A 22,508-nucleotide genomic window follows, 5' to 3' on the forward strand; every position below is an offset into this window, starting at 1 on the left:
GACTTCACTACTACACTGAACTTGCCAATAGGGCGTGAAGACGCGGCGGGCGAGCGGCGTCATTAAGGTTGATTTCGCAACCATCACCCCCATATGCTGGCCTCTGACTTCGCAAGACAGGACTGGTTGCGCAATGAGTGTCCCGAATCTCACTACCGCGCTGAGCGGCCCCCTTCAAGATCTTGAGCGCCGCATTCTCGACGCCCAGCCTGAAATCGAGCACTGGTTCCGCAATCAGTGGCAGGAATACACGCCGCCGTTCTACGGCTCGGTTGATCTGCGTAACGCCGGTTACAAACTGGCGCCGGTCGACATGAATCTGTTCCCCGGTGGCTTCAACAATCTGAATCCCGAATTCCATCCGCTGGCGGTGCAGGCGGCGATGAGTGCGCTGGAGAACCTCTGCCCCGACGCCAAGCGCCTGCTGCTGATCCCGGAAAACCACACGCGCAACCAGTTCTATCTGCAGAACGTCGCCGCGCTGGCGAAGATCCTGCGTCAGGCCGGCCTCAAGGTTCGCCTTGGCACGCTGAACCCGGACATCACCGAGCCGACCGTGTTCGAGCTCGCCAACGGCACCGGCATCGTGCTCGAGCCGCTGGTGCGCAAGGGCGACCGGGTCGGCCTCGCCGATTTCGATCCGTGCGTGGTGCTGCTGAACAACGACCTCTCCGCCGGCGTGCCGGCGATTCTGCAGGACATCGCCCAGACGCTGCTGCCACCGCTGCACGCCGGCTGGTACACCCGCCGCAAGACCACGCACTTTGCCGCCTACGATGGCGTCGTCGCCGAATTTGCCAAGCTGATCGGCATCGATCCGTGGGTGATCAATCCCTACTTCACCCGCGTCGGCGGTCTGGATTTCCAAGCCCGCGAAGGCGAAGACCGGCTGGCCGCGGCAGTCGACGAGATGCTGGAAAAAATCCGCATCAAGTACGCCGAACACGGCATCACCCAGACACCGTTCGTCATCGTCAAGGCCGACGCCGGCACCTACGGCATGGGCATCATGAGCGTGAAATCGGGTGAAGAGCTGCTCGGGCTGAACCGCAAAGCACGCAACAAGATGTCGGTGATCAAGGAAGGCCTGCAGGTCCACGACGTGATCGTCCAGGAAGGCGTGCCCACCTTCGAGCAGATCGACGACGCGATCGCCGAGCCGGTGGTCTACATGCTCGACCGCTTCGTCATCGGCGGCTTTTACCGCGTGCATACCGATCGCGGCATCGACGAAAACCTCAACGCGCCGGGCATGCATTTCGTGCCACTGGCATTTGCCCAGCCACTCTCGACCCCCGATTGCGACGGTTCGCCCGATTGCATCGCCAACCGCTTCTACGCCTACGGTGTCGTCGCGCGGCTGGCGCTGCTCGCCGCCGCGCACGAACTCGAAACCACGGCGCCGCCCGTCGCGGTTGCGGCTTAAAAGGAATCACCATGCGCCTGCTCGTCATCGCCGATCCGCTTTCCGGTTTCAAGATCCACAAGGACACGACCTATGTGATGCTGCGCGAGGCGGCAAGGCGCGGCTTCAAAATCCACACCGCGCTCGCCGACGATCTGCGCGTCACCCGCGGCCACGTCGAAATCAACGCGCAACCGTTCGCGTTTTCCGCCACCCAGGAATACAAGCACTGGTTCGTTTCGGGCGAGGTGGCCGGGGTGCGGCTGAGCGATTTCGACGCGGTCATCATGCGCAAGGACCCGCCCTTCGATCAGCAGTATCTGTACAACACCTATCTGTTGAGCCTCGCCGAAGCGCAGGGCGCACGCGTCTTCAACCCGGGCCATGCGCTGCGCGAATACAACGAGAAGCTGTCGATTCTCAAGCACCCCGAATTCACCATCGACACGCTGGTGACCCAGCGCGACGACGACCTGCGCGCCTTTCTGGCCGAGCAGCACGACGTGATTCTCAAACCGCTCGACGGCATGGGCGGCATGGGCATCTTCCGGCTGCGGCGCGACGATCCGAACATCGGCAGCATCATCGAGACGCTGACCGATAACGGCACGCGCACGATCATGGCGCAGCGTTACCTGCCGGCGATCAAGGACGGCGACAAGCGCATCCTGTTGATCAACGGCAAGCCGGTCGACTGGTGTCTGGCGCGGATTCCCAAGGACGGCGAAACCCGCGGCAACCTGGCCGTCGGCGGCACCGGCGTCGCCCGGCCGCTGTCGGGGCACGACCGCGAGATCGCCGAGGCGCTCGGGCCGAAACTGGCCGCCGAGGGTCTGCTGCTGGTCGGGCTGGATGTGATCGGCAAGCATGTGACCGAAATCAACGTCACCAGCCCGACGTGCTTTCGTGAAATCACCGATCAGTCCGGCATCGACGTCGGCGCGCTGTTCATCGACGCGCTGGAGCAACGGGTTTCCGGTTGATGCGCCGGCTGCTTGGCCTGATCATCGCCGCCGCCAGCCTGCTGCTCGCCGGCTGCGGCGCTGATCCGCTCTACAAGCAGGAAGGCTATGTGTTCGGTACCCGGGTCGAGGTGTCGATCTGGGGACTGCCACAGCAGGATGCGGCCAGGCACGTCGCGGTGATCCTGGCCGATCTGGATAGGCTCAATGCCAAGTTGCACGCGTGGCAACCATCGGACATCACCCGGCTCAACGCCCATTTCGGCCGCAATGAATCCGGCAATGCCGACACCGAACTGATCGCACTGCTCAAGCAAGCCAAGGATTACGAAGCACGCTCGGACGGGCTGTTCAACCCGGCCATCGGTGGCCTGGTGACCGCCTGGGGCTTTCACCGCGACACCTTCTCGCCGGTCACGCCCGATCCGGTCACGCTCGCCATCCTGCTCGAGCGCAAGCCGTCGCTCGCCGATGTCGAATTCGGCGACGGCGGCGTGGTCAGCAGCCGCAATCCGGCGGTGAATATCGATCTGGGCGGTTTCGCCAAGGGCTGGGCGCTCGATCGCGAAGCGGCCTATCTGCGCAAGAACCGCGTCTACAACGCGCTGCTCAACATCGGCGGCAACGTGCTCGCGCTCGGCAAAAAAGGCAACGAGCCGTGGACCATCGGCCTGCAGCACCCGCGCCAGCCACAAGCGATGGCGACACTGGCGCTGCGCGACGGCGAGGCCATCGGCACTTCGGGCGACTACCAGCGCTACTTCATCAAGGACGGCCGCCGCTACAGTCATCTGATCGATCCGCGTTCTGGGTCACCGGCGCAGACGATGGAGGCCGCCACCGTGCTGGCGCCACCGTCACGCGAAGCCGGTGCGATCTCCGATGCGGCGACCAAACCGGTGTTCATCGGCGGCATCGGTCACGCGCGCCACTACGCGCAGCGCTTCGGTATCAGCGAAGTGCTGATCGTCGCCAACGACGGCAGCGTTTACATCACGCCGGCGCTGCAGTCGCGGCTGAAATGGCTGATCCAGCCGCCGCATTTATACCGCTTGCATTAGCACAGTCGGCCCGCCCCTATCGCGGAAATGCGCCGATTTGAGTTATAACACTGGATTGTTCGGCCTCAAGCCAAGATAGGAAGTAGCCCCGCATGATCGGCATCATCATCGTGACTCACGTGACGCTCGGCGACGCCCTGTACGCCTGCGCCCAGCACATCATGGGGCGACCGCTGCCCAATCTGGCCCAGCTCGCCGTCAGCAAGGCAGACGATCCGGATACCGTTGTGCTGCGCGCACGGGAACTCATCGAGCAACTCGATGACGGCGCCGGCGTCTTGCTGCTCACCGACATTTACGGCGGCACGCCGTCCAACGTCGCCAACCGGCTGATCATCCCCGGCCGGATCGAGGCCGTTGCCGGCGTCAACCTGCCGATGCTGGTTCGCGCACTGACGTACTGCCATCAACCGCTCGAAGTCGTCGTCAGCAAGGCGATTACCGGCGGACTCGAGGGCGTGCTCTACATGCTGCCCGAATCGCACTGATCCAAACGGAGACCCATAAAAATGCCGGTTCAGGACGTGCTCATCGTCAACAAACTTGGGCTGCATGCCCGTGCTTCCAGCAAGTTCACCCAGCTTGCCAGCCGTTTTCAATGCGAAGTCTGGATTACCCGCAACCAGCGCCGCGTCAACGCCAAGTCCATCATGGGCGTGATGATGCTCGCCGCCGCCAAAGGCAGCACCGTCACGCTGGAAACCAGTAACGGCCCCGACGAGATCGAAGCCATGACCGCGCTGACCGCGCTGATCGCCGACAAGTTCGGCGAGGGCGAATAAGCGACCGACCGGAGAAGACCATGAGCCTCACGCTTCACGGCATCGGCATCGGCGGCGGCATCGCGATTGGCCATGCCCACCTGATGTCGCACACCGACATCGAAATTGCCCAGTATCTGCTCGACGATGCCCAGGTGCCCGCCGAGCTGATCCGCTTCGACGACGCGATCCGCCTCACCCGCAAAGAGCTGGAGATGCTCTGGGGCAGCATTCCCGAAAACGCGCCGACCGAGCTGGGTGCTTTTCTATCGCTGCACCTGATGCTGCTCAACGATCACACGCTCTCCAAAGAGCCGCGTGAGCTGATCGAAACGCAACGCTGCAACGCCGAATGGGCGCTGAAGCAGCAGCTCGACACCCTGCTGGCGCAATTCGACGAGATCGAAGAGGAATACCTGCGCGAGCGTCGCAGCGACGTAATCCAGGTCGCCGAGCGCATCTTCAAGGCGCTCGCTGGTCACGATCCGGCCGCGCACTTGCCGGCTGCGCAAGCGCACGACAGTGTTCTGGTCGCACACGATCTGTCGCCTGCCGATATGGTGCTGTTCAAGGACACGAGCTATGTGGCGTTTGTCACCGACGCCGGCGGCCCGACCTCGCACACCGCCATCCTCGCCCGCAGTCTCGATCTGCCCTCGGTACTCGCGCTGCGGCATGCACGCGGGCTGATTCGCGAAGGCGAAATGATCATCGTCGACGGCGTCAACGGCTTCGTGATCGTCGATCCGGACGAGCTGATCCTCGTCGAGTACCGCGCGCGCCAGCTGGAATGGCTGCAGAAGCAGTCGGCGCTGCAGGATATCCGCGCCAGCGTGCCGGTGACGCGTGATGGCGTCGAGGTCGAGCTGTTCGCCAATATCGAACTGCCCGACGACACCGGACTGGCGCTGACCAACGGCGCTACCGGCATCGGCCTGTTCCGCTCCGAATTCCTCTTCCTCAAGGAAGACGCGCTGCCCAGCGAAGAGGAGCAGTTCGAGGCCTACAAGGCCGTTGCGCTGAACATGGCCGGCATGCCGGTCATCATCCGCAGCGTCGACCTTGGCAAGGACAAGATCGCCACCTGGCAGGAAGACACCGATGCACCGAATCCGGCGCTCGGCCTGACCGGCATCCGCCTGTGCATGGCCGAACCGTCGATGTTCCGCACCCAGTTACGCGCCATCCTGCGGGCGTCGGCGTTCGGCAAGATCAAGCTGCTGATTCCGATGATTTCAACCATCGCCGAAGTCAAACAGACGCGCCGTCATCTTGAAGAAGTGAAGGCCGTGCTGCGCGCCGAGGGCGTCGCCTTCGATCACGACATCATGCTGGGCGGCATGATCGAAGTGCCGGCCGCGGCGCTGACCGTCGGCGGCCTGCTCAAGCATCTGGATTTCATCTCGATCGGCACCAACGATCTGATCCAGTATTCGCTCGCGGTCGATCGCAACGATGACACCGTCTCGCACCTGTACGACCCGCTGCACCCGGCCGTGGTCAAACTGCTGTCGCTGATCATCGACACCGCCAACGCCGTCGGCAAACCGGTATCGATGTGCGGCGAAATGGCCGGTGATCCGCAACTGACGCGCATGTTGCTCGGTCTCGGGCTGCGGCGCTTCTCGATGCTGCCGGCGCAACTGCTGAAAGTGAAGCAACAGGTGCTCGGCACCGATGTCGCCAAACTGGCACCGCTGATCGAAGCAATGTGCGAGACCAGCGACTCGGACGAGCTGCGCGCGCTCGCCGCCCAGCTGGACGCCTGAGACGCGACGCCGGCGGTCAGCCGGCGTCACGTTATTTCCGGATGATGCGCAGCGTTGCAAACATCTTGCTGAAGCTGCGCCAAGCGCCGCAGGGCGCAATACGGTATTGCTGCCACAGCCACGGCCTGCCGACAGTTCTATCATTCAGGCAACCCACGCTTTAACGAGTTCGCCATGCTGCACTGGCAGTTCTTTTTCGGCGCTCTGGTCAGTCTGATCACGATGACCAATCCGCTCTCGAAAATCCCGATGTTCATCTCGCTGACGCAAAACATGAGCGAGCCGCGCCGGCAGCATCAAGCGGTACGCGCCAGCGTGATCGCCTTCCTGATCATGACCGTGTGCCTGATCGCCGGGAACATCATCCTCGCGCTATTCGGCATTTCCTACGGCGCCTTGCGCGTGGCCGGCGGCATCGTCATCGGCCTCTTGGGCTACCGGATGCTCTATCACCTGCAAGACCCGGGCATGGCCCCCAAAGGCGCCGGAACCCGCAACCGCAACGACTATGCCTTCTTCCCGCTGGCGATGCCGGCGATCGCCGGGCCGGGGACGATTGCCGTGGTGATCGGCCTGTCGACCGAGATCATCGAAAAGCCGACCCTCACCACCAAAGCCCTCGCTTTTGCGCTGACGCTGGCGGCGATCGGGGTATCCAGCCTGGTGATGTGGCTGACGCTGCGCTCGTCGACCATGATCAGCGAACGGCTCGGCAAGGCCGGGCAGGACGTAATGTCACGGCTGATGGGCTTTGTGCTAATCTGCATCGGCATCCAGTTCATTGGTTCGGGGATACGCAGCTTCATCGCCGGCGGATAATCAATTCGATCATCTAACGCCAGCGCTTTTCCTGATGCCACGCCACGGGGAAAGGATCGCATATGCACTCACTTCGAACATCTGCAAAAGAAACGAGCAACAATCTTGAAAGCGCCAACAAATACGTCATTTCCGTACCGTGCAGACCTTGATGGCCTTCGCGCACTTTCAATCCTATTTGTAATCATTTACCACATAAATCCCCGTCTCCTTCCAGGCGGCTTTGTTGGCGTCGACGTTTTTTTTTGTAATTTCAGGCTTCCTCATTACATCAATCATTCTCCCGCAGATCAGCAATGGCACTTACTCATCACTTGATTTTTATTTACGTCGCGGCAAACGGATACTGCCTGTTCTATTTATAGTCCTCATCGCGACCATGCTTTTCGGGTTTATTGCCACCGGCATCCCCGGAGATCTCAGGGAAATTTCATCGGTTGGCTTATCGTCCGCGCTCTTCAGCAGCAATCTCTACTTGCCATATAAACTCGGCGGCTATTTTGACACAATTAGCAATCAAAAGCCGTTACTGCACACATGGTCGCTCTCTGTCGAAGAGCAATTTTATATTTTCTGGCCACTCGCATTACTATTCATGAAACGCCACCTCCGGGAAGATTACATATTCCGGGGAATCATTGCGCTCTTCATACTGTCATTTCCTTTTTCAATCTATTTATCATTCAGCTCCAGCGCCAATGCAACATGGGGCTATTTCTCCTTGCCAACACGCGCATGGGAGTTGGCAATTGGTGCCGGCCTCGCATTTCTTCCTTCGGTGAAAGATACCTCTAGCCGCCACTTTTATGCTTATCTTGGCGTCATTCTCATCATCGGCTCGATCTGTTTGATATCTCATTCCTCACCGTTTCCCGGCCCACATGCAATCTGGCCATGCCTGGGTGCGGCACTGCTTGTCTATGCCGGGTCGGCACCCGGACTTGCCCGAACTAGCATTGATCGACTCCTTCAGTCCAAAGTAATGACCGCCGTCGGCAGGCGTTCTTATGGTCTCTACCTGTGGCACTGGCCAATACTTTCCTATATGCGGTATTTGCTCGATATCGAAACACTGCCCGTCACGTGGATTATTTCATCCATTATTGCAACGATCATACTGAGTGAACTCAGTTACCGTCTCATCGAGCAACCACTCAGAAAAAAAAGCATCTCGTTCAAAGACATGTTCAGATATTACTATCTGGCACCGCTTTTCATCATCGTTTCCATTCATACGGTCACCTCTCTCGCCTCAAGAAAACCCATTATTGCGGATGCATTGGGCCTGGTTTCAAATCAATCGACCACCCCATATTCAAATCAATGCAGTGGCGAAGATACGATTGGGCCACGCTGTCATTTTTCCTCTGCAGGAGATACGAAGAAAGACATTCTGGTCGTGGGTGATTCACACGCTGGCCATTTGACAGGCTTCCTCAACCAACTACAACCTGTGCTCGACAAATCCATCGACATCTACTTTAACAACAGCTGCCTCACTCTCCTGTCGACCACCGTCAACAACTTGACCGCACCTGAAAGTGCAAAATCAGCATGCCTGCGGCAAAATGAATACTTTGCAGATCATTTCAAAGAATACAAAACTGTTATATTGTCTCATCGCTGGATGGGGTATGACTGGTCTGAGAGCCGGGAAGATCAACTTCGACAAACATTGACAACGCTGTCTAAAAGCAACGTACACGTCATCATTTTTGGCGACATACCAAACTATGACAATGATCAGCTAAGAACAGCATTGGCTTATACCCGACTTGGGCTGCCTTTAAAATCAACGCCAGATTTTATCTATAAAACGAGGAATGCTTATCTTCAGCGAATCGCACAAAGCATTCCGAATGTTAGCTACTTTGATTTTGATTCAATTTTGTGCGCGAACGATCATTGCTCTCCAATAATTGACAATAAAATTATTTATTCAGACAGGCATCATCTTAGCGAGACTGGCGCAGAAATCATTGCCAAGAAAATGCTTCAACCCAAATACTTGGACGTATTGAAATCACTCGTTTCGCAGTAATTAATTGTCCAGTCCCGGCTGGTTACAAGCACGCTTCATTGTCATGTCTTGGCTGATGGCTTTGTGCCGAACAACATCCACATTCAGTTCGTTGGCTAGGAGATACGCAGCTTGATCACCGTTGGCGAAGAAGCAGCCTCGGGTCTTGCGGCGCATCACCGATGCGTAACAATCGTGGGCAGCTTCTACGCGCTCGCCTGCTGCGTTTCGGCCTTGCGCGTCACGCGGCGGCCATCGCCGACCACGTCGGCCAGCGTCCAGTTGTCCGGCAAGGCCGCGACGCCGTCGTCGTAGCGGATGCCGAGTCGTTCGGCGTGCTCGCGGCTGAACGCCAGCCCGGCGTCGAAACCGATGCGGAACAGCGTGTGCATATTCGAGTACGACCAGTCGAACATCTGCGCCCAGCGCTCGGCCGGCAGATCAGGCGACAGCAGCGGCACCTTCAGCAACGCGCGCTTCTGGCTGCCGTCGGCATTGCGGTTGTGCACCAGATCGAAGAGCTTGAGGTCGTCCTTGGCGATTTCGGTCAGCGGCGTGATGATCGACATCACCCACGCGTCGTACAGATCGCGCGGCGCGCGCAGCAGCTTGTCGGCACCGAGCACGTCGAACACCACCACGGTATCGATATCGGGATCGCTGGCATCGTCGCCGATCAGCGCCTTGAAGTTCAGCGTGTCGAGCGCCGCACCCTCGATATAGTGCTGGCCGTCGATCTCCATCGGCGGGTACAGGAAGGGGAAGGACAGCGCGGCGCGGAAATGCCGGACATCGATATCCTGACCGCGCCATTGCGCCATTTCGTGGGTATCGACGTTGTAAGCGTTGAGGTAGACCGGCTTGTCGAAACTGCGCATGGCGTCGAAATCGACGACATCCTCGATGAAGGGCACATGCGCGCACAGGCCGAGACTGTCGGCACTCAGGTCGCTCGGCGTTGCCGTCGCCCACAGCAGTTGCTGCCAGTCGCTCCATAGCCGGAAAGCCGGGCTGGCTTCGGCCATGCCCTCGACCAGATGCGCAAAGGGCGATTGCTTCAGCCCGGCGCGGAACAGGTCGGCCAACGTGCCCGGCTTGCTGAAGACCTTGAAATTGACCGGAAACGAGCGGTAGAGCGAGTCGGAAATCCCCATTTCGACCATGCCGGCCAGCGCTTCGATTGGCGTTTTTCCCTTGGGGGCCGCGTACAGCAGACCGACCAGCGCACCGGCGCCGGAGGTCGAAATCACGTCGAACTCAACCCGTTGCCGCAGCATCGCGCACAGCGCGCCGGCCATCAGCGGCATATTCGGCGCGCCACCACCAATCACCAGGGCAGTCTTGTTTGCTTTTGTCATGCTGTCTCACCTCTGAACAAGGTTTACAGCATAGCGCGCGCCGCTCTCCTCACCCCGCGCCGCCGGGCGATCCGTCGCAACCTGGCCACATATCGGCGATCAACGGCAGCGCCTCGGGTCAGGTCAGTCCTGCGGGCCCTTGCGGCCATAGAGATCAGCCTCGCCCAAGGGCCGGGTCTTGAAACGCCGGTGCAGCCAGAAGTACTGCGCCGGCACATCACGTACCCGCTCCTCGATGAAGGCATTCATCCGCAAGGTGTCGGCTTCGACATCGTCACTCGGGAAATCGTCCCACGCCGGGTAGTAGCGGGTGACGAAATGATTGCCTTCCAGCGTCGTCACCATCGGTACGACGACGGCCTTACCGAGTTGCGCCAGCCGCGCCAGCGCCGGCACGGTCGCGGTCTGGATGCCGAAGAAAGGCACGAAGATCGACTCCTTGCGCCCCAGATCCTGATCCGGCAGGTAATACAGCGGTGCGCCCTGCTTCAGCGCCTTGACGATGGGCCGGATGCCGTCGGTGCGGCGAATCAGCAAGGGTGCGCCAAAGCGCGAGCGGCCGAGGTGCAACAACTGGTCGAACGGATTTTCGTGCGTCGACGTATAGACGCTCGCACCCCAATGGTCGGCGGTATGCAGGATGCCGCCGTAGTCGAGGCCGAGAAAGTGCGGTGCCAGCAGGATCACCGGCCGGTCTTTCACCGCCAGATAATGCGCGTAGCCCTCGCGCCGCACCAACTGGCGCACCAGTTTTTCCGGGCCGAACCACAATTTGCCGTAGACCAGAATACAGCTGCAAAACACCCGGTAATGGGTGCGCAGCGTAGCGCGACGGCGCGATTCCGGCCAGGCGGGGAAGCACAGCCGCAGATTGGTCAGCCCGATCTTGCGGCGGCCCGGCATCAGCCAATACAGCAAGAAGCCCAGCGCGCCGCCCAACAGCCGCAGCAGCGGCATCGGTAGCCAGCGCAGCAGCCAGAACGGCACCGCCAGCAGCTTGGCCGACGGCGACAAGGTCTGCCAGCTTGTCGGCTCGCTCATGCTTTTTCCTCGTCAGGCCCGGGCGCACCGGCCGGGCGCTTGTAACGGTTGTAGCTCCACAGATACTGCGATGGCGCCCGCGCGACCAGGGCCTCGACCGCCGTATTGACGGTGCTGGCATCGGCGAGCGGATCGCCGCTCAGCGGCGGCAGCGGCTCGACGTGCATCCGGTAACCGCGCCCCCAGGAAAGCCGCTCGGCAAAACACATCAGCACCGTGGCGTCGAACTGGCGTGCCAATCTAGGCAGCAAGGTCATCGTGTACGCCGGTTTGCCGAAAAACGGCGCCCATACGCCATCGCCGGCGCCGGGGGCCTGGTCGGGCAGCATATAGGCGGTCTGGCCGGCCTTGAGCGTTTTCAGCAGCAGCCGCACCCCCTTGGCATTGGCCGGCGCCGCCAGCGCATTCCCGCGGTTGCGCGATTCCAGCATCAGCGGTTCGAGCGCGCTGATTTTCGGTGGCCGGTACAGCGCCGCCATTTGCCGTGGCATCCGCATCACCAGATAGGCGCCGCACGCCTCGATCGCGCCAAGGTGCGGCGAGACGAACAGGATCGGCTTCGGGCTCGCCAGCGCGGCCTCGACGTGTTCCCAGCCACGGCGCTCGATCACGAGCTGGGCGACCTTTTCGGCCGGGCGCAGCCAGTGCACCAGCATCTCGGCGCCGGCGCGGCCGTGCTGCACAATACTTGAGCGCAGCAATCGGCTATAATCGGCGTCATTTTTCGCAAGTCCGGACTGGCGCAGATTCGCCGCCAGCCGCTGCCGGTAAGTCGAATCCGCCATCCAGACCAGCCAGCCCATGACGGTGCCCAAGCCGTGATAAAACCATAGCGGCAGCCAGGCGAAGGGGCGAAGCAATCCAAGCAACATGACGTTTCCATTGATGATCTGCGGTAGCGATTTTATCGGCTTTGCCGCGCGCCCGACATGACTTAGGAGCCCAGAGCCCCATGAAAGAATTCCTGTTTACATCCGAGTCGGTCTCTGAAGGCCATCCAGACAAGGTCGCCGACCAGATTTCGGACTCGATTCTCGACGCCATCCTGACCCAGGACAAAAACGCCCGCGTCGCCGCCGAAACGCTGGTCAATACCGGCCTGGTCGTCCTCGCCGGCGAGATCACCACGACCGCCAATATCGACTACATCCAGATCGCCCGCGACACGATCAAGCGCATCGGCTACGACCACAGCGACATCGGCTTCGACTACAAGACCTGCGCGGTACTGGTGGCCTACGACAAGCAAAGCCCGGACATCGCCCAGGGCGTTGACGAAGGCGCGGGCCTGGATCTGGATCAGGGCGCCGGCGACCAGGGCCTGATGTTCGGTTATGCCTGCGATGAAACCTCGCAACTGATGCCGGCATCGATTTATTATGCGCACCGTCTGGTGCAGCGCCAGTCCGAACTGCGCAAGGACGGCCGCCTGCCGTGGCTGCGTCCGGACGCCAAATCGCAGGTCACGCTCAAGTACGATGCCGATACCGGCCACGTCATCGGCGTCGACACCATCGTGCTGTCGACCCAGCACCACCCGGATGTCTCGCACGCGCAGCTCTCGGAAGCGGTGATCGAAGAAATCATCAAGCCGGTCATGCCGTCCGAATGGCTGCAAAATCCGAAGTTCCTCGTCAACCCGACCGGCCGTTTCGTCATCGGCGGCCCGATGGGCGATTGCGGTCTGACCGGCCGCAAGATCATCGTCGATACCTACGGCGGCGCAGCACCACACGGCGGCGGCGCGTTCTCGGGCAAGGACCCGTCCAAGGTCGATCGCTCGGCCGCGTACGCCGGCCGTTATGTGGCGAAGAACATCGTCGCCGCCGGCATCGCCAAGCAGTGCATGGTGCAGGTGAGCTACGCGATCGGCGTCTCCAAGCCGGTGTCGATCATGGTCGATACCTGGGGCACGTCGAAGTTGTCGAACGAGCAGATCGTCAAGCTGATCGAGCGCCATTTCGACCTGCGCCCGAAGGGCATCGTGCAGATGCTCGACCTGCTGCGCCCGGTCTACACCCGCACCGCCGCCTACGGCCACTTCGGCCGCGAAGAGCCGGACTTCACCTGGGAACGCACCGACAAGGCCGAGGCGCTGCGCGCCGACGCCGGGCTGTAACCCAGCCTTGCACTGACAGAAACGGGATGGCTGAGCCATCCCGTTTTTTCGTCTGCCCGCCCCATTGCGAGCCCCTGTGCACAACAAGCCGGATCGATGCGCCCGCAAGCGCGATCAGGCGCGGCAAAGGTAGCAGAGCCATAATCGGCTCTCCGTGTGACCTAGAGCCCCGAGATGCGCCCCTTTCCTTACCGACGATCCACGCCATGACCGGCTGGTTGACGGCGATGTTTGCAGCCGTGGTATCCGGCATGGCGATACGCCGTGGCTGGGGATTGCGACCGGTCTGGTGGCTGGCGTGGCTGGCCCCGCTTCCCTTGTTGCTGCTCGCAGCGACGACACCTCTATGGCAACTGGGCATCGTCGCCCTGCTCGCCGGGCTGATTGGCTACGGTGGCAACTTCAGTTACTTTCGCACGATCATGCCGCTGGGTACGGCACTGACAACGGTGATGATGCTGGCCTGCGGCCTCGCGCTGCTGCTGCTTGCCCAGCAGATACTGTCCGCCGCCTTGCCTGCACCGCTGGCCGTTTTCGCTTGGCCACTGGCACTGGTTTCACTTGAAGCCACCGTCGCCCGACTCTCTCCGCACGGCGATGCGGTCACGCTGGCAACCACACAGGCCGATCTGACCCCGCTGGTACAGATCGCCGCAGTGTTCGGACTGCGCGGCATCGTTTTTGCGCTAGGACTCGGTTCCGCTTGGCTTGCGCTGCTGCTCCAAGTCATCTGGCACGGGGATCAAGACCAGATACCGGCCCTGTGCATTCCCCCGCTCATGCTGGTGACCGCCTTCGCTTACGGCATGACCCGACTGCGGCGGCCTGCGGCAACGGCGGCCACCACCGTCACACTCGCGGTGCGGGACATCGATAACCCCGCCGATGCGGCGAGTCGCACCCAGCTGCTGGCTGCATACACCCACGCGCTCACCAATACCCCGATGCATGGCCTGATCGTGCTACCGGAAAAACTGCTGCTGAGCGATACCGACGCCGACCAGGCGTTCCGGTCGTTGGCACGGTCCCGTCACAGCACGGTGGTGGTCGGATTCGAACACGCACAGGACAACGGCTTGCACAATATCGCCCGCGTCTATCAAGCGGATGGCAGCACGACCGATTACGCCAAGCGCTGTCTGGTGCCCGGCTGGGAAGACGGCTTGGTTGCCGGCAAGCGGCCCGTCGTCTCGCCCAGCCCACAGGGACAGATTGCACTCGCCGTCTGCCGCGACCTGTTTTTCGCTACCAGCACCCGAGACTACGCGCCACCGGCGGCGGAGGCACTGGTGGTGCCGGCTTGGGATTTCGGCGGTGATGGCTGGGTGCGATCCCGTCTCGCGGTGTTGCGCGGCGTCGAATGCGGCTTGCCGGTGCTACGTAGCGCGCGCAATGGTCTGCTGACGATCAGCGATCCATATGGCCGCATCATTGCCGAAGCCCCCAGCAATCCGGAAATGGCGATCGTCAGCTCACCACTGCCTGCATCACTGGCCATACCCACCGCCTACACACGCTGGGGGCGCCATTTCGAATGGCTTTGCCTGCTGCTCACCGCCGGACTGCTCGTCGCCGGCTTGCAGCATTAAGCGATCGGGTCCGTTTCGGCCGGGTCGACATGCGTCATCACATCGAGCACCGGCAGCGCCGCCATCACCCGCTCGCGCACCGCAACGGCGATCGCGTGGCCGGCGGTGACGGTGATCGTGCCGTCGATTTCGAGGTGCACGTCGACCAGGATCATGTCGCCCATCTTGCGCGTGCGCAGGTCGTGCACCCCCTGCACGCCGGGCGTCGCGGCGATGATCGTACGGATATGTTCGATGTCGTCCTCGTCGGCGGCGTGATCCATCAGTTCGTGCAGCGCGCGCCACGCGAAGGTCCAGCCCATGCGGCCGACCATGAAGCCGACGATCAGCGCGGCGATCGGGTCGAGGATGGTCAGGCCGGCCAGATTACCGACGATGCCGATCGCGACGACCAGCGACGACGCCGCGTCCGAGCGCGCATGCCAGGCGTTCGCGGCCAGCAGGCTCGAGCGCACCCGTTTGGCGACGGCGAGCATGTAGCGAAACAGCAGCTCCTTGGCGCCGAGCGCGCCGAGCGCGACCCATAGCGCGACCAGATGCACCTGCGGAATCAGCGCCGGCGTCTGCAACTTCTGCAACGCCGACCACAGCATGCCGACGCCGACCGCCAGCATCAGCAGGCCGATGACGAAGGAAGCGGCATTCTCGTAACGCTGATGGCCGTACTGGTGATCGGCATCGGGCGCCTTGCGGCTGTGGCGGTTGGCGAACAGCACGACGAAATCCGACACCAGATCCGACAGCGAATGCAGGCCGTCGGCGATCAGGCCCTGCGAGTGCGCGAAGATGCCGACGACGATCTGGCAGATCGTCAGGCCGATATTGACGACCACGCTGACCAGCGTGCTGCGCTTGGCCGCCCGGCCGGTCGGGTCTAGATGTTCACGGCTGCGTGTATCGGGGGAGTCGGGGTGGTAGCTCATGCCGGCATTATCCGCGCTGCGCCGTCAGCCTGGGCATGATCAGACACAAAGCCGGCGGTTTGGCCGCGCGGCGTATCGTGCCGCACGCATGAGCGCGGCGCGAAATGCGCCTCCAGGCTCGCCAGCGCCCGTTCGGGCTTGGCGTCGCCGCACATGAACACATCGACGGCGGCAAAGCCGTGCTCGGGCCAGGTGTGGATGCTGATATGCGACTCCATCAGCAGCAGTACGCCGGTGACGCCCTGCCCGGCGCCAAACGGATGGACGTGGCCGAACAGCACCGTTGCACCCGCCGCCGCCGCAGCTGCGTGCAGCGCTGCGGTGATTGCGGTGGCTTCGCTGAGTCGTTCCGGCGCGATGCCTTCCAGATCGGCGAGCAGATGCCGGCCGATGCTCACTTGTGGCCGCCGCTATACGACGAGCCACCGCCGTAATAAGCGCCGCCCCAGCCGCGCGAACTGCGGCCACCCTCGTCGGTCTGCGACAGGTTGAGCATCGTGGAAACGGCGATGACGACGAGGCAATACAGCAGGTAGGGAAAGCGTTGCATGAGCTAGCCGTTGAAGTCCTGGTTGGCCGGAATCCAGATCAGCACCATGGCGATGAAGGCCACCAGCAAGACGTCGAAGTCCAGGCCGGAGGCAAACCAGATCGGTACATTGAACAGCAGCATGGCGCCCATTGCAAAAATCGCTGGCCCGCGCAGCGAGGTGCGTTCGCCCGACAACCTCATCGCCGGCGCGGCGGCGGCCAGGGCCGGCTTGTTGAACCATTGGCCGACGAGCTGCGCCGAGACGCGTTCGCTGCGCGACCAGCCCATCTCGCTCGCGCTCGATTCGCGCGTCAGCTTGACGCCGTTGCGCTCGTAATCGGCAATCTGCGTGCGGTCGCCGACGGCGACGCGCCAGTTGAAGGCTCCGGCGGCGTAGCTGACTGCGGCGGTGTAATCGTAGAGATGGCGGAAAATCTCGCCCTTGTAGCTGGCTTGCTCGCTGCTGGCGGTTTCGGGCCAGATGTCGAGCACGCGCACCTTGTCCCAGCCATCGTCGCTTTCAACCAGCCACTGCAGGCCTCCGCTGGGGTGGTGGAGCAGGTATTCGGTCCAGCTCGACGCCACCTCATCGACTTCGCGGGCGCGCAACAGCCCGATCACCGACCACTTGCGGCCGTCGATCATGCCGACGTCGCCAATCGACAGCGTCGTCACCACCCTGGCCAGTTCGGCGTGTTTGGCGATCAGCGTGGCGGTATCGGCGCTGCAATCGACCTCGGCGTGGCAGGCCGGGCACACCAGTTGCGGCGCGACCCCGGCCGGAAAATCCAGCGGGCTGCCGCAGCTCGGGCAGGCCAAGGTTTGCGGCGTGCCGCGCAAGCGCCCGGCGGCGGCAACGATGGCGTCGTCGTCGCGCAGCAACTGCATCGCCAGCGTGTCCAGCGGCGCGGCAGTGCCGACGTAGACCTGCGGTTCGGCATCGGAATAATCAAGCGTCAGGAAACGTTCGCGGCAGCGCGCATCGGCGACCTTTGCTTCCCAGCCATCGCCAACGACAAACGGCAGCTCGCCCTGACCCCCGGTGCAGCGGGCGCTGCGAATGTCGGACGTCGTGTAGCTGTTGCCGCCGTAACGGTAGATTGCGCCAACGCGCAGGTTCTCAAACGCCGGGATATCGGTCGCGTCGCTAACCGCCAGCGTGAATACATACTGGCCGCCGGCTTCGGCCAGCCAGCCGGCGCTGCCGTCGTCGAACAGCGCGTACCACTCGTTCCAGTAACCGGCGTCGTAACGCAGCTGGATGCGGCCAACGAGCGCGAAGTGCCGGCCCAGATACACGCCGCTGCTGCCGATCTGCAGCGGCGATGCGTCTTCGAGCACATTCGACAGCTTGCCCTGCTCGCGCACGGCGTCCGCATCGCGCAGCACCACGGTGCGGCAGTACTCGCACACGGCCATCACCGAGATGGTCGAACGGAAAACGACCTCGGCACCGCATGAAGGGCAAGCGACGCGATACATCAGCCGATCAGCTTCTTCAGCACTTCGGCCTTGGCGCTGTCGTAATCGGCCGGCGAAATCAGCCCCTGATCGAGCAGGCCCTTGAGTTTGGCGAGCTTGGTTTGCGCATCATCGGCCGCAGCCCCCACCGCAACACTGGAGGTAACGCCTGCGGTGACCGGGGCCACTGGCGCGGCCGGATTGAGCGCACCGCGCATCGCGTCGCTCATCGCCTGGCCGATGCCGACGCCGGCGCCGAGCCCGGCACCGATGCCGGCCAAGCCGCCCTCGTTCTGCGCCGCCAGCGGAATCGCCTGCGCGGTCTGGTACTGGGTGAACTTGTGCAGATCGCCGACCATGCCCATGCTGATCCGGGTGTCGATCGCCTTCTGCAGCTCTTCGGGCAGCGAAACATTCTCGACGGCGAAATTGTCGAGTTCGAGACCGTATTGCGCGAACGTCGGCACCAAGGCTTCGGCAATCTTCTGCCCCATCAGCGCCTGATTGGCGGCCATGTCGAGGAAGGGAATGCCGCTGCCGCCGAGCGTGCTGGTCATCGTCGAAACAACGAGGTTGCGCAACTGCGTTTCGAGTTCATCGCGCGTGTATTGCTCGCGCGTGCCGCTGATCGCGGTGAAGAACAGCTTCGGGTCGATGAGCTTGTACGAATAGATGCCGAACGCGCGCATGCGCACCATGCCGAAATCGGCGTCGCGAATGGTGATCGGCTGCGGCGTGCCCCACTTGCGGCCAAGCTGGACGCGGGTGCTGAAGAAGTAGACGTCGCTTTTGAATGGCGATTCGAACAGCTTGTCCCAGTTCTTCAGATAGGTCAGCACCGGCAAGGTCTGGGTCGTCAGCTTGAACATCCCCGGTGCGAACACGTCGGCGATCTGGCCTTCGTTGATGAACACCGCTTGCTGCGATTCGCGCACCGTCAGGCTGGCGCCGTACTGGATTTCGAAATCCGTCATCGGGAAACGCCAGGCCAGCACACCGTCGCTGTCCTCGTTCCACTGCAGGATGTCGATAAACTGCTTCTTGATGAATGAGCCCAGAGACATGGTCAGACCTCGCTAAACGGTAGCTATGAATTAAGACAGGCAGGCGGCGTTGATCACCCCGACGACCAGCGACACGGTGCCCATCAGCGCGCCCATCGCCACATTGTTCTCGATCAGCGCCTGATTCATCTGCGGCAACAGCCGCGAGAGCAGCGCATACGCCAGCAGCTGCACCAGCATCGCCGTGGCCGCCCACAGCAGGAACATCGGGTAACTGGCGTGGATGATCGCGCTGGCCGCGAGTGTCAGCGAAAAACCCAGCAGCGCGCCGCCGAACGACAGCGCCGCGGCAAGGCAGCCCTGGCGGATCAGCGCGATCTCGGCGAACGGCGTCACGCGGGTATAGATCGCCGCAAACACGGCAACCAGCGCCAGGCCCGAGAGCAGATAGATCAAATAGGTGTACAGCGGTAGCATGCCGGCATCCTTGCTGAATCAGGCGTGAAGTTTACGTCAAACAAAAGCATTTAATCATCACTCCGGGTTGTTGCCTTGGATCGTTTGCTTATTCTTTCGGTTTTTGTCGTCGCGTCTTGCGGTCTGGCCTACGAGCTGATCGCCGGCGCGCTGGCGAGCTATCTGCTCGGCGATTCGATCCTGCAGTTCTCGTCGATCATCGGCGCCTATCTGTTTGCGATGGGTATAGGCTCGCACCTCTCCCAGTATGTAAAAGACGATGACACGCTGGCGCGTTTCATCGATATCGAGCTTCTGGTCGGCCTGATCGGCGGCGTCGCGGCGACGGTGTTGTTTTTGGTGTTCAGCTGGCTGGCAACGCCGTTTCGCACCGTGCTGTACGCGCTGGTGGTGATCATCGGCATCCTCGTCGGCATGGAAATTCCGCTGGTGATGCGGGTGCTGAACCAGCGCCAGGCCGAGTTCCGCGAGCTGGTGAGCCGGGTGCTGACCTTCGATTACCTCGGCGCGCTGGCGGTATCCCTGCTATTTCCACTGGTGCTCGCGCCCAAGCTCGGGCTGGCGCGTACCGGCTTCCTCTTCGGCATCTGCAATGTCGCCGTGGCGATCTGGACCGCACACCATTTCCGCCATGCGCTGCCCGGCTATCGCGCCCAGCTCAGTCGCGCACTCGTGGTGCTGGCGCTGCTGATCGGCGGCTTTTTCGCCGCGGATCACCTGGTGCAATGGTCGGAGAAAGGCATCTTCGGCGATGACATCATCCACGCCGAAACCACGCCCTATCAGCGCCTGGTGGTGACCCGCTGGCACGACGACCTGCGGCTGCACATCAACGGCAATCTGCAATTCTCCAGCCGTGACGAACACCGCTACCACGAGGCGCTGGTGCATCCGGTCATGGCCACCTTGCCGTGGGCCCGGCGGGTGCTGGTACTCGGCGGTGGCGACGGACTGGCCGCGCGCGAGTTGCTCAAGTACCCGCAGATCGAATCGGTCACCCTGGTCGATCTCGACCCGGCGATGACCAAGCTGTTTTCGACCGCACCCGCGTTGACCGCGCTGAATCAAGGCTCGCTCAAGGACAAGCGCGTGCACGTCGTCAACGACGACGCCGGGCGCTGGCTGGAGCAAAACGACGAGGTCTTCGACGCGGTGATCATCGATTTCCCCGATCCGTCCAACTTCGCGCTCGGCAAGCTGTATTCGGTGCCGATGTACCGGCTGCTGAAGCGCCATGTCGCCGAATCGGGCTTGGTAGTGGTGCAGTCGACCTCGCCGTATTTCGCGCCGCAAAGCTTCTGGAGCATCAACGCGACGCTGAAGGAGGCCGGCTTCAACAATACCTGGCCGTATCACACCTACGTGCCGTCGTTTGGCGAGTGGGGCTTCATCATCGCCGGCGCGCGTTACACGCCACCGACGGCGATACCGGTGCCGACGCGCTATCTCGATGCCGGCGCGATCAAGCTGATGTTCGACTTCCCGCCCGATATGCAGCCGAGCAAGGTCGAGCCGAACCGGCTCAATACCCAGTCGCTGGTGCATTATTTCGAGCAGGACTGGCGCAACGTGCAGCGATGAGACGCAGGCAGTTTCTCCAAGCCGGCATCGCCGCGACCCTCGCGGCCACACTGCCCGGCTGCGGCGCCTTCACGCCGCGCATCCGCATTGCCCGCCCCGGCATGGACACCGGCCATGCGCTGCGCGAACGACGCGCCCTGCCTCCCCCTAGTCAAAACATCAGCGGCGAAATCCATACCGACGTGGCGATTCTCGGCAGCGGCATTGCCGGGCTGACCGCGGGCTGGCGGCTGGCGCGCGAGGGCTATCGCAACTTCGTGCTCGTCACCGGCCCCGAGCCGTTCGGCAACGCCGCCGCCAGCAATCTGGCCGGCATGGCCTGCCCGACCGGCGCGCACTATTTACCGCTGCCGACGTTGGCATCGAAGCATGTGCGCACGCTGTTGGCCGAGATGCGTCTGAGCAACGACGCCTTCGCCGCCGCGCCCGAATACGACGAGTCGGCACTGGTGCACGCGCCCGAATCGCGACTGTGGATCAACGGCCGCTGGCAGGACGGTGTGCAGCCACATCATGGCGTGCCGGCGCATGAGGTCGCCGAGCAGCAGCGCTTTTATAGATATGTCGAGGCGCTGAAAACCCGGCGCGGCAGTGACGGTTTGCGCTTGTTCGAGATCCCGCTGGCACTCTCATCCAGCGATCCGCAATGGCGCGCGCTCGATGCCGAGACCTTCGCGCACTGGCTGGCGCGCAACGGTTACACGGCGCCCAGCCTGCTGTGGTATCTGGAGTATTGCTGCCGCGACGATTTCGGCACCGATCTGGCGCATACCTCGGCGTGGGCCGGGCTGCATTACTTCGCCAGTCGCGACGGCAAGGCACGCAATGGCGACGGCGATGCGGTGCTGACATGGGCCGACGGGCTCAATACCCCGGCGCGGCACCTGCTGGCCGCGATCACGCCGGCACGCACGCTGGCGGGTAGCGTCGTGCGCGTGCGCGAGCGCCGCGACGGCGTCGAGGCGCTGGTGTGGCAAGGCGGCAAGCTGATCCGCATTCACGCCAAACGCGCGGTGATCGCGATGCCGCTGATGGTCGCGACGCATGTGGTCGAAAACATCGGCGCTTACGGTTTCGATCCGGCGATCCACACGCCCGAGCACGCACCGTGGCTGGTCGCCAATTTCGCGATGGATCATTTTCCGAGCGAGCAAGGCGGCGAAGCACTGGCGTGGGACAACGTCGTTTATCAGGGCAAGGGCCTCGGCTACGTCGTCGCCACCCATCAGCTGATCCGCGCCGCGCGCCCCGAGCGCAGCGTGTTTACCGCCTACTACGCACTCTCGGATCGCTCGCCGCGCGAGGTGCGCGCCTGGTTGGCAAAGGCGAGCGCCGACGAACTCTATGAGCTGGCCGCCAGCGATCTCGCCACCGTGTACGGCTGGCGGCTGGCGCGCAATTGTCGCGACGTTGAAATCACGCTGCGCGGCCACGCGATGCCGTCGCCGCGGCCGGGCTTTCTGAACAACGCCGGCACGCAGGCCTTGGCTCGCGCCGACGGCAAGCTATTGTTTGCGCACAGCGATCTGTCGGGATACTCGATTTTCGAGGAAGCGGCGTGGTGGGGCTGGAAGGCGGCCGAGCGCTTGCTCGGTTGACCGCCGGGGCTGTGGCACAATCGGCAAA

At 62.4% G+C, this 22,508-nt stretch carries 21 protein-coding genes and 1 pseudogene; 13 read left to right on the plus strand and 9 right to left on the minus strand.

Annotated features, from left to right (window positions below; all coding sequences use genetic code 11):
* Window positions 1–133: 133 nt before the first annotated feature.
* From gshA to JLC71_RS16750, 9 genes and pseudogenes are all read left to right on the plus strand, one after another.
* Window positions 134–1,426, plus strand: a complete 1,293-nt coding sequence (gene gshA / locus JLC71_RS11850; protein WP_200915675.1) for a glutamate--cysteine ligase — start codon at window positions 134–136, stop codon at window positions 1,424–1,426.
* A gap of 11 nt (window positions 1,427–1,437) precedes the next feature.
* Entirely contained in the window at window positions 1,438–2,388 is a 951-nt protein-coding gene (gene gshB, locus JLC71_RS11855; protein WP_200915676.1) for a glutathione synthase, read from the plus strand.
* Entirely contained in the window at window positions 2,388–3,428 is a 1,041-nt protein-coding gene (locus JLC71_RS11860; protein WP_200915677.1) for an FAD:protein FMN transferase, read from the plus strand. Before gshB ends, JLC71_RS11860 begins: the two co-directional genes overlap by 1 nt.
* Window positions 3,429–3,520: 92 nt before the next feature.
* Window positions 3,521–3,916: a PTS sugar transporter subunit IIA gene (locus tag JLC71_RS11865; RefSeq protein ID WP_200915678.1), complete on the plus strand. Its 396-nt coding sequence runs from the start codon at window positions 3,521–3,523 to the stop codon at window positions 3,914–3,916.
* A 21-nt stretch (window positions 3,917–3,937) separates the two neighbouring features.
* A complete protein-coding gene (locus JLC71_RS11870; RefSeq protein WP_200915679.1) occupies window positions 3,938–4,210 on the plus strand; it encodes an HPr family phosphocarrier protein in 273 nt (90 codons plus the stop codon).
* Window positions 4,211–4,230: 20 nt separating this feature from the next.
* Window positions 4,231–5,958, plus strand: coding sequence for a phosphoenolpyruvate--protein phosphotransferase (ptsP, locus tag JLC71_RS11875; protein WP_200915680.1), 1,728 nt, complete (start codon window positions 4,231–4,233; stop codon window positions 5,956–5,958).
* A 174-nt stretch (window positions 5,959–6,132) separates the two neighbouring features.
* On the plus strand, window positions 6,133–6,777 hold the full coding sequence (locus JLC71_RS11880; RefSeq protein ID WP_200915681.1) for a MarC family NAAT transporter: 645 nt from the start codon (window positions 6,133–6,135) through the stop codon (window positions 6,775–6,777).
* A gap of 105 nt (window positions 6,778–6,882) precedes the next feature.
* A pseudogene (locus JLC71_RS16745) lies at window positions 6,883–7,840 on the plus strand (acyltransferase family protein); the annotation flags it as partial.
* Window positions 7,841–7,960: 120 nt separating this feature from the next.
* On the plus strand, window positions 7,961–8,818 hold the full coding sequence (locus JLC71_RS16750) for an SGNH hydrolase domain-containing protein (protein WP_491523250.1): 858 nt from the start codon (window positions 7,961–7,963) through the stop codon (window positions 8,816–8,818).
* A gap of 185 nt (window positions 8,819–9,003) precedes the next feature.
* Here the strand turns inward: JLC71_RS16750 and JLC71_RS11890 are convergent, their stop codons facing one another.
* The 3 genes from JLC71_RS11890 to JLC71_RS11900 form a co-directional block, all read right to left on the minus strand.
* Window positions 9,004–10,155, minus strand: a complete 1,152-nt coding sequence (locus JLC71_RS11890; protein ID WP_200915683.1) for a patatin-like phospholipase family protein — start codon at window positions 10,153–10,155, stop codon at window positions 9,004–9,006.
* A 123-nt stretch (window positions 10,156–10,278) separates the two neighbouring features.
* The gene (locus JLC71_RS11895) at window positions 10,279–11,196 is read right to left on the minus strand and encodes an LpxL/LpxP family acyltransferase (RefSeq protein WP_200915684.1); all 918 of its coding nucleotides are present in this window, start codon (window positions 11,194–11,196) and stop codon (window positions 10,279–10,281) included.
* Window positions 11,193–12,068 carry a lysophospholipid acyltransferase family protein gene (locus JLC71_RS11900; RefSeq protein WP_200915685.1) on the minus strand — a complete coding sequence of 292 codons (876 nt, stop codon included), beginning with the start codon at window positions 12,066–12,068 and terminating at the stop codon, window positions 11,193–11,195. The genes JLC71_RS11895 and JLC71_RS11900 overlap by 4 nt, the downstream gene beginning before the upstream one ends.
* 80 nt (window positions 12,069–12,148) lie before the next feature.
* On the opposite strand from JLC71_RS11900, the gene metK reads away from it, so the two are divergent.
* Window positions 12,149–13,315, plus strand: coding sequence for a methionine adenosyltransferase (gene metK / locus JLC71_RS11905; protein ID WP_200915686.1), 1,167 nt, complete (start codon window positions 12,149–12,151; stop codon window positions 13,313–13,315).
* A 206-nt stretch (window positions 13,316–13,521) separates the two neighbouring features.
* On the plus strand, window positions 13,522–14,904 hold the full coding sequence (locus JLC71_RS11910) for a nitrilase-related carbon-nitrogen hydrolase (RefSeq protein ID WP_200915687.1): 1,383 nt from the start codon (window positions 13,522–13,524) through the stop codon (window positions 14,902–14,904).
* Here JLC71_RS11910 and JLC71_RS11915 read toward each other — a convergent pair.
* The 6 genes from JLC71_RS11915 to JLC71_RS11940 are packed head-to-tail and all read right to left on the minus strand — an operon-like array spanning window position 14,901 to window position 19,301.
* The gene (locus tag JLC71_RS11915; RefSeq protein WP_200915688.1) at window positions 14,901–15,827 is read right to left on the minus strand and encodes a cation diffusion facilitator family transporter; all 927 of its coding nucleotides are present in this window, start codon (window positions 15,825–15,827) and stop codon (window positions 14,901–14,903) included. The genes JLC71_RS11910 and JLC71_RS11915 overlap by 4 nt on opposite strands.
* Window positions 15,824–16,225 (minus strand): adenosylmethionine decarboxylase, encoded by a 402-nt coding sequence (speD, locus tag JLC71_RS11920; protein WP_200915689.1) that lies wholly within the window; start codon window positions 16,223–16,225, stop codon window positions 15,824–15,826. The genes JLC71_RS11915 and speD overlap by 4 nt, the downstream gene beginning before the upstream one ends.
* Window positions 16,222–16,377 carry a hypothetical protein gene (locus tag JLC71_RS11925; protein ID WP_200915690.1) on the minus strand — a complete coding sequence of 52 codons (156 nt, stop codon included), beginning with the start codon at window positions 16,375–16,377 and terminating at the stop codon, window positions 16,222–16,224. The genes speD and JLC71_RS11925 overlap by 4 nt, the downstream gene beginning before the upstream one ends.
* Window positions 16,378–16,380: 3 nt before the next feature.
* A complete protein-coding gene (locus JLC71_RS11930; RefSeq protein ID WP_200915691.1) occupies window positions 16,381–17,841 on the minus strand; it encodes a DUF4178 domain-containing protein in 1,461 nt (486 codons plus the stop codon).
* Window positions 17,841–18,878 carry an SPFH domain-containing protein gene (locus tag JLC71_RS11935; RefSeq protein ID WP_200918347.1) on the minus strand — a complete coding sequence of 346 codons (1,038 nt, stop codon included), beginning with the start codon at window positions 18,876–18,878 and terminating at the stop codon, window positions 17,841–17,843. The genes JLC71_RS11930 and JLC71_RS11935 overlap by 1 nt, the downstream gene beginning before the upstream one ends.
* A 36-nt stretch (window positions 18,879–18,914) precedes the next feature.
* Window positions 18,915–19,301 carry a DUF350 domain-containing protein gene (locus JLC71_RS11940; protein WP_200915692.1) on the minus strand — a complete coding sequence of 129 codons (387 nt, stop codon included), beginning with the start codon at window positions 19,299–19,301 and terminating at the stop codon, window positions 18,915–18,917.
* Window positions 19,302–19,376: 75 nt separating this feature from the next.
* Here JLC71_RS11940 and JLC71_RS11945 point away from each other — a divergent pair, with 75 nt between their 5' ends.
* Both JLC71_RS11945 and JLC71_RS11950 read left to right on the plus strand, forming a co-directional pair.
* Window positions 19,377–20,882 carry a polyamine aminopropyltransferase gene (locus JLC71_RS11945; RefSeq protein ID WP_200915693.1) on the plus strand — a complete coding sequence of 502 codons (1,506 nt, stop codon included), beginning with the start codon at window positions 19,377–19,379 and terminating at the stop codon, window positions 20,880–20,882.
* Window positions 20,879–22,480, plus strand: coding sequence for an NAD(P)-binding protein (locus JLC71_RS11950; RefSeq protein WP_200915694.1), 1,602 nt, complete (start codon window positions 20,879–20,881; stop codon window positions 22,478–22,480). The genes JLC71_RS11945 and JLC71_RS11950 overlap by 4 nt, the downstream gene beginning before the upstream one ends.
* Window positions 22,481–22,508: the final 28 nt, after the last annotated feature.

Origin of the sequence: Jeongeupia sp. HS-3 (assembly GCF_015140455.1) — a bacterium.
Taxonomy (GTDB): Bacteria; Pseudomonadota; Gammaproteobacteria; order Burkholderiales; family Chitinibacteraceae; genus Jeongeupia.

Excerpts from the sequence above, each read along its gene's own strand:
- gshA (WP_200915675.1), top strand. The coding sequence starts at position 134 with ATGAGTGTCCCGAATCTCACTACCGCGCTGAGCGGCCCCCTTCAAGAT.
- gshB (WP_200915676.1), top strand. The coding sequence starts at position 1,438 with ATGCGCCTGCTCGTCATCGCCGATCCGCTTTCCGGTTTCAAGATCCAC.
- JLC71_RS11860 (WP_200915677.1), top strand. The coding sequence starts at position 2,388 with ATGCGCCGGCTGCTTGGCCTGATCATCGCCGCCGCCAGCCTGCTGCTC.
- JLC71_RS11865 (WP_200915678.1), top strand. The coding sequence starts at position 3,521 with ATGATCGGCATCATCATCGTGACTCACGTGACGCTCGGCGACGCCCTG.
- JLC71_RS11870 (WP_200915679.1), top strand. The coding sequence starts at position 3,938 with ATGCCGGTTCAGGACGTGCTCATCGTCAACAAACTTGGGCTGCATGCC.
- ptsP (WP_200915680.1), top strand. The coding sequence starts at position 4,231 with ATGAGCCTCACGCTTCACGGCATCGGCATCGGCGGCGGCATCGCGATT.
- JLC71_RS11880 (WP_200915681.1), top strand. The coding sequence starts at position 6,133 with ATGCTGCACTGGCAGTTCTTTTTCGGCGCTCTGGTCAGTCTGATCACG.
- JLC71_RS16750 (WP_491523250.1), top strand. The coding sequence starts at position 7,961 with ATGTTCAGATATTACTATCTGGCACCGCTTTTCATCATCGTTTCCATT.
- JLC71_RS11890 (WP_200915683.1), bottom strand. The coding sequence starts at position 10,155 with ATGACAAAAGCAAACAAGACTGCCCTGGTGATTGGTGGTGGCGCGCCG.
- JLC71_RS11895 (WP_200915684.1), bottom strand. The coding sequence starts at position 11,196 with ATGAGCGAGCCGACAAGCTGGCAGACCTTGTCGCCGTCGGCCAAGCTG.
- JLC71_RS11900 (WP_200915685.1), bottom strand. The coding sequence starts at position 12,068 with ATGTTGCTTGGATTGCTTCGCCCCTTCGCCTGGCTGCCGCTATGGTTT.
- metK (WP_200915686.1), top strand. The coding sequence starts at position 12,149 with ATGAAAGAATTCCTGTTTACATCCGAGTCGGTCTCTGAAGGCCATCCA.
- JLC71_RS11910 (WP_200915687.1), top strand. The coding sequence starts at position 13,522 with ATGACCGGCTGGTTGACGGCGATGTTTGCAGCCGTGGTATCCGGCATG.
- JLC71_RS11915 (WP_200915688.1), bottom strand. The coding sequence starts at position 15,827 with ATGAGCTACCACCCCGACTCCCCCGATACACGCAGCCGTGAACATCTA.
- JLC71_RS11925 (WP_200915690.1), bottom strand. The coding sequence starts at position 16,377 with ATGCAACGCTTTCCCTACCTGCTGTATTGCCTCGTCGTCATCGCCGTT.
- JLC71_RS11930 (WP_200915691.1), bottom strand. The coding sequence starts at position 17,841 with ATGTATCGCGTCGCTTGCCCTTCATGCGGTGCCGAGGTCGTTTTCCGT.
- JLC71_RS11940 (WP_200915692.1), bottom strand. The coding sequence starts at position 19,301 with ATGCTACCGCTGTACACCTATTTGATCTATCTGCTCTCGGGCCTGGCG.
- JLC71_RS11950 (WP_200915694.1), top strand. The coding sequence starts at position 20,879 with ATGAGACGCAGGCAGTTTCTCCAAGCCGGCATCGCCGCGACCCTCGCG.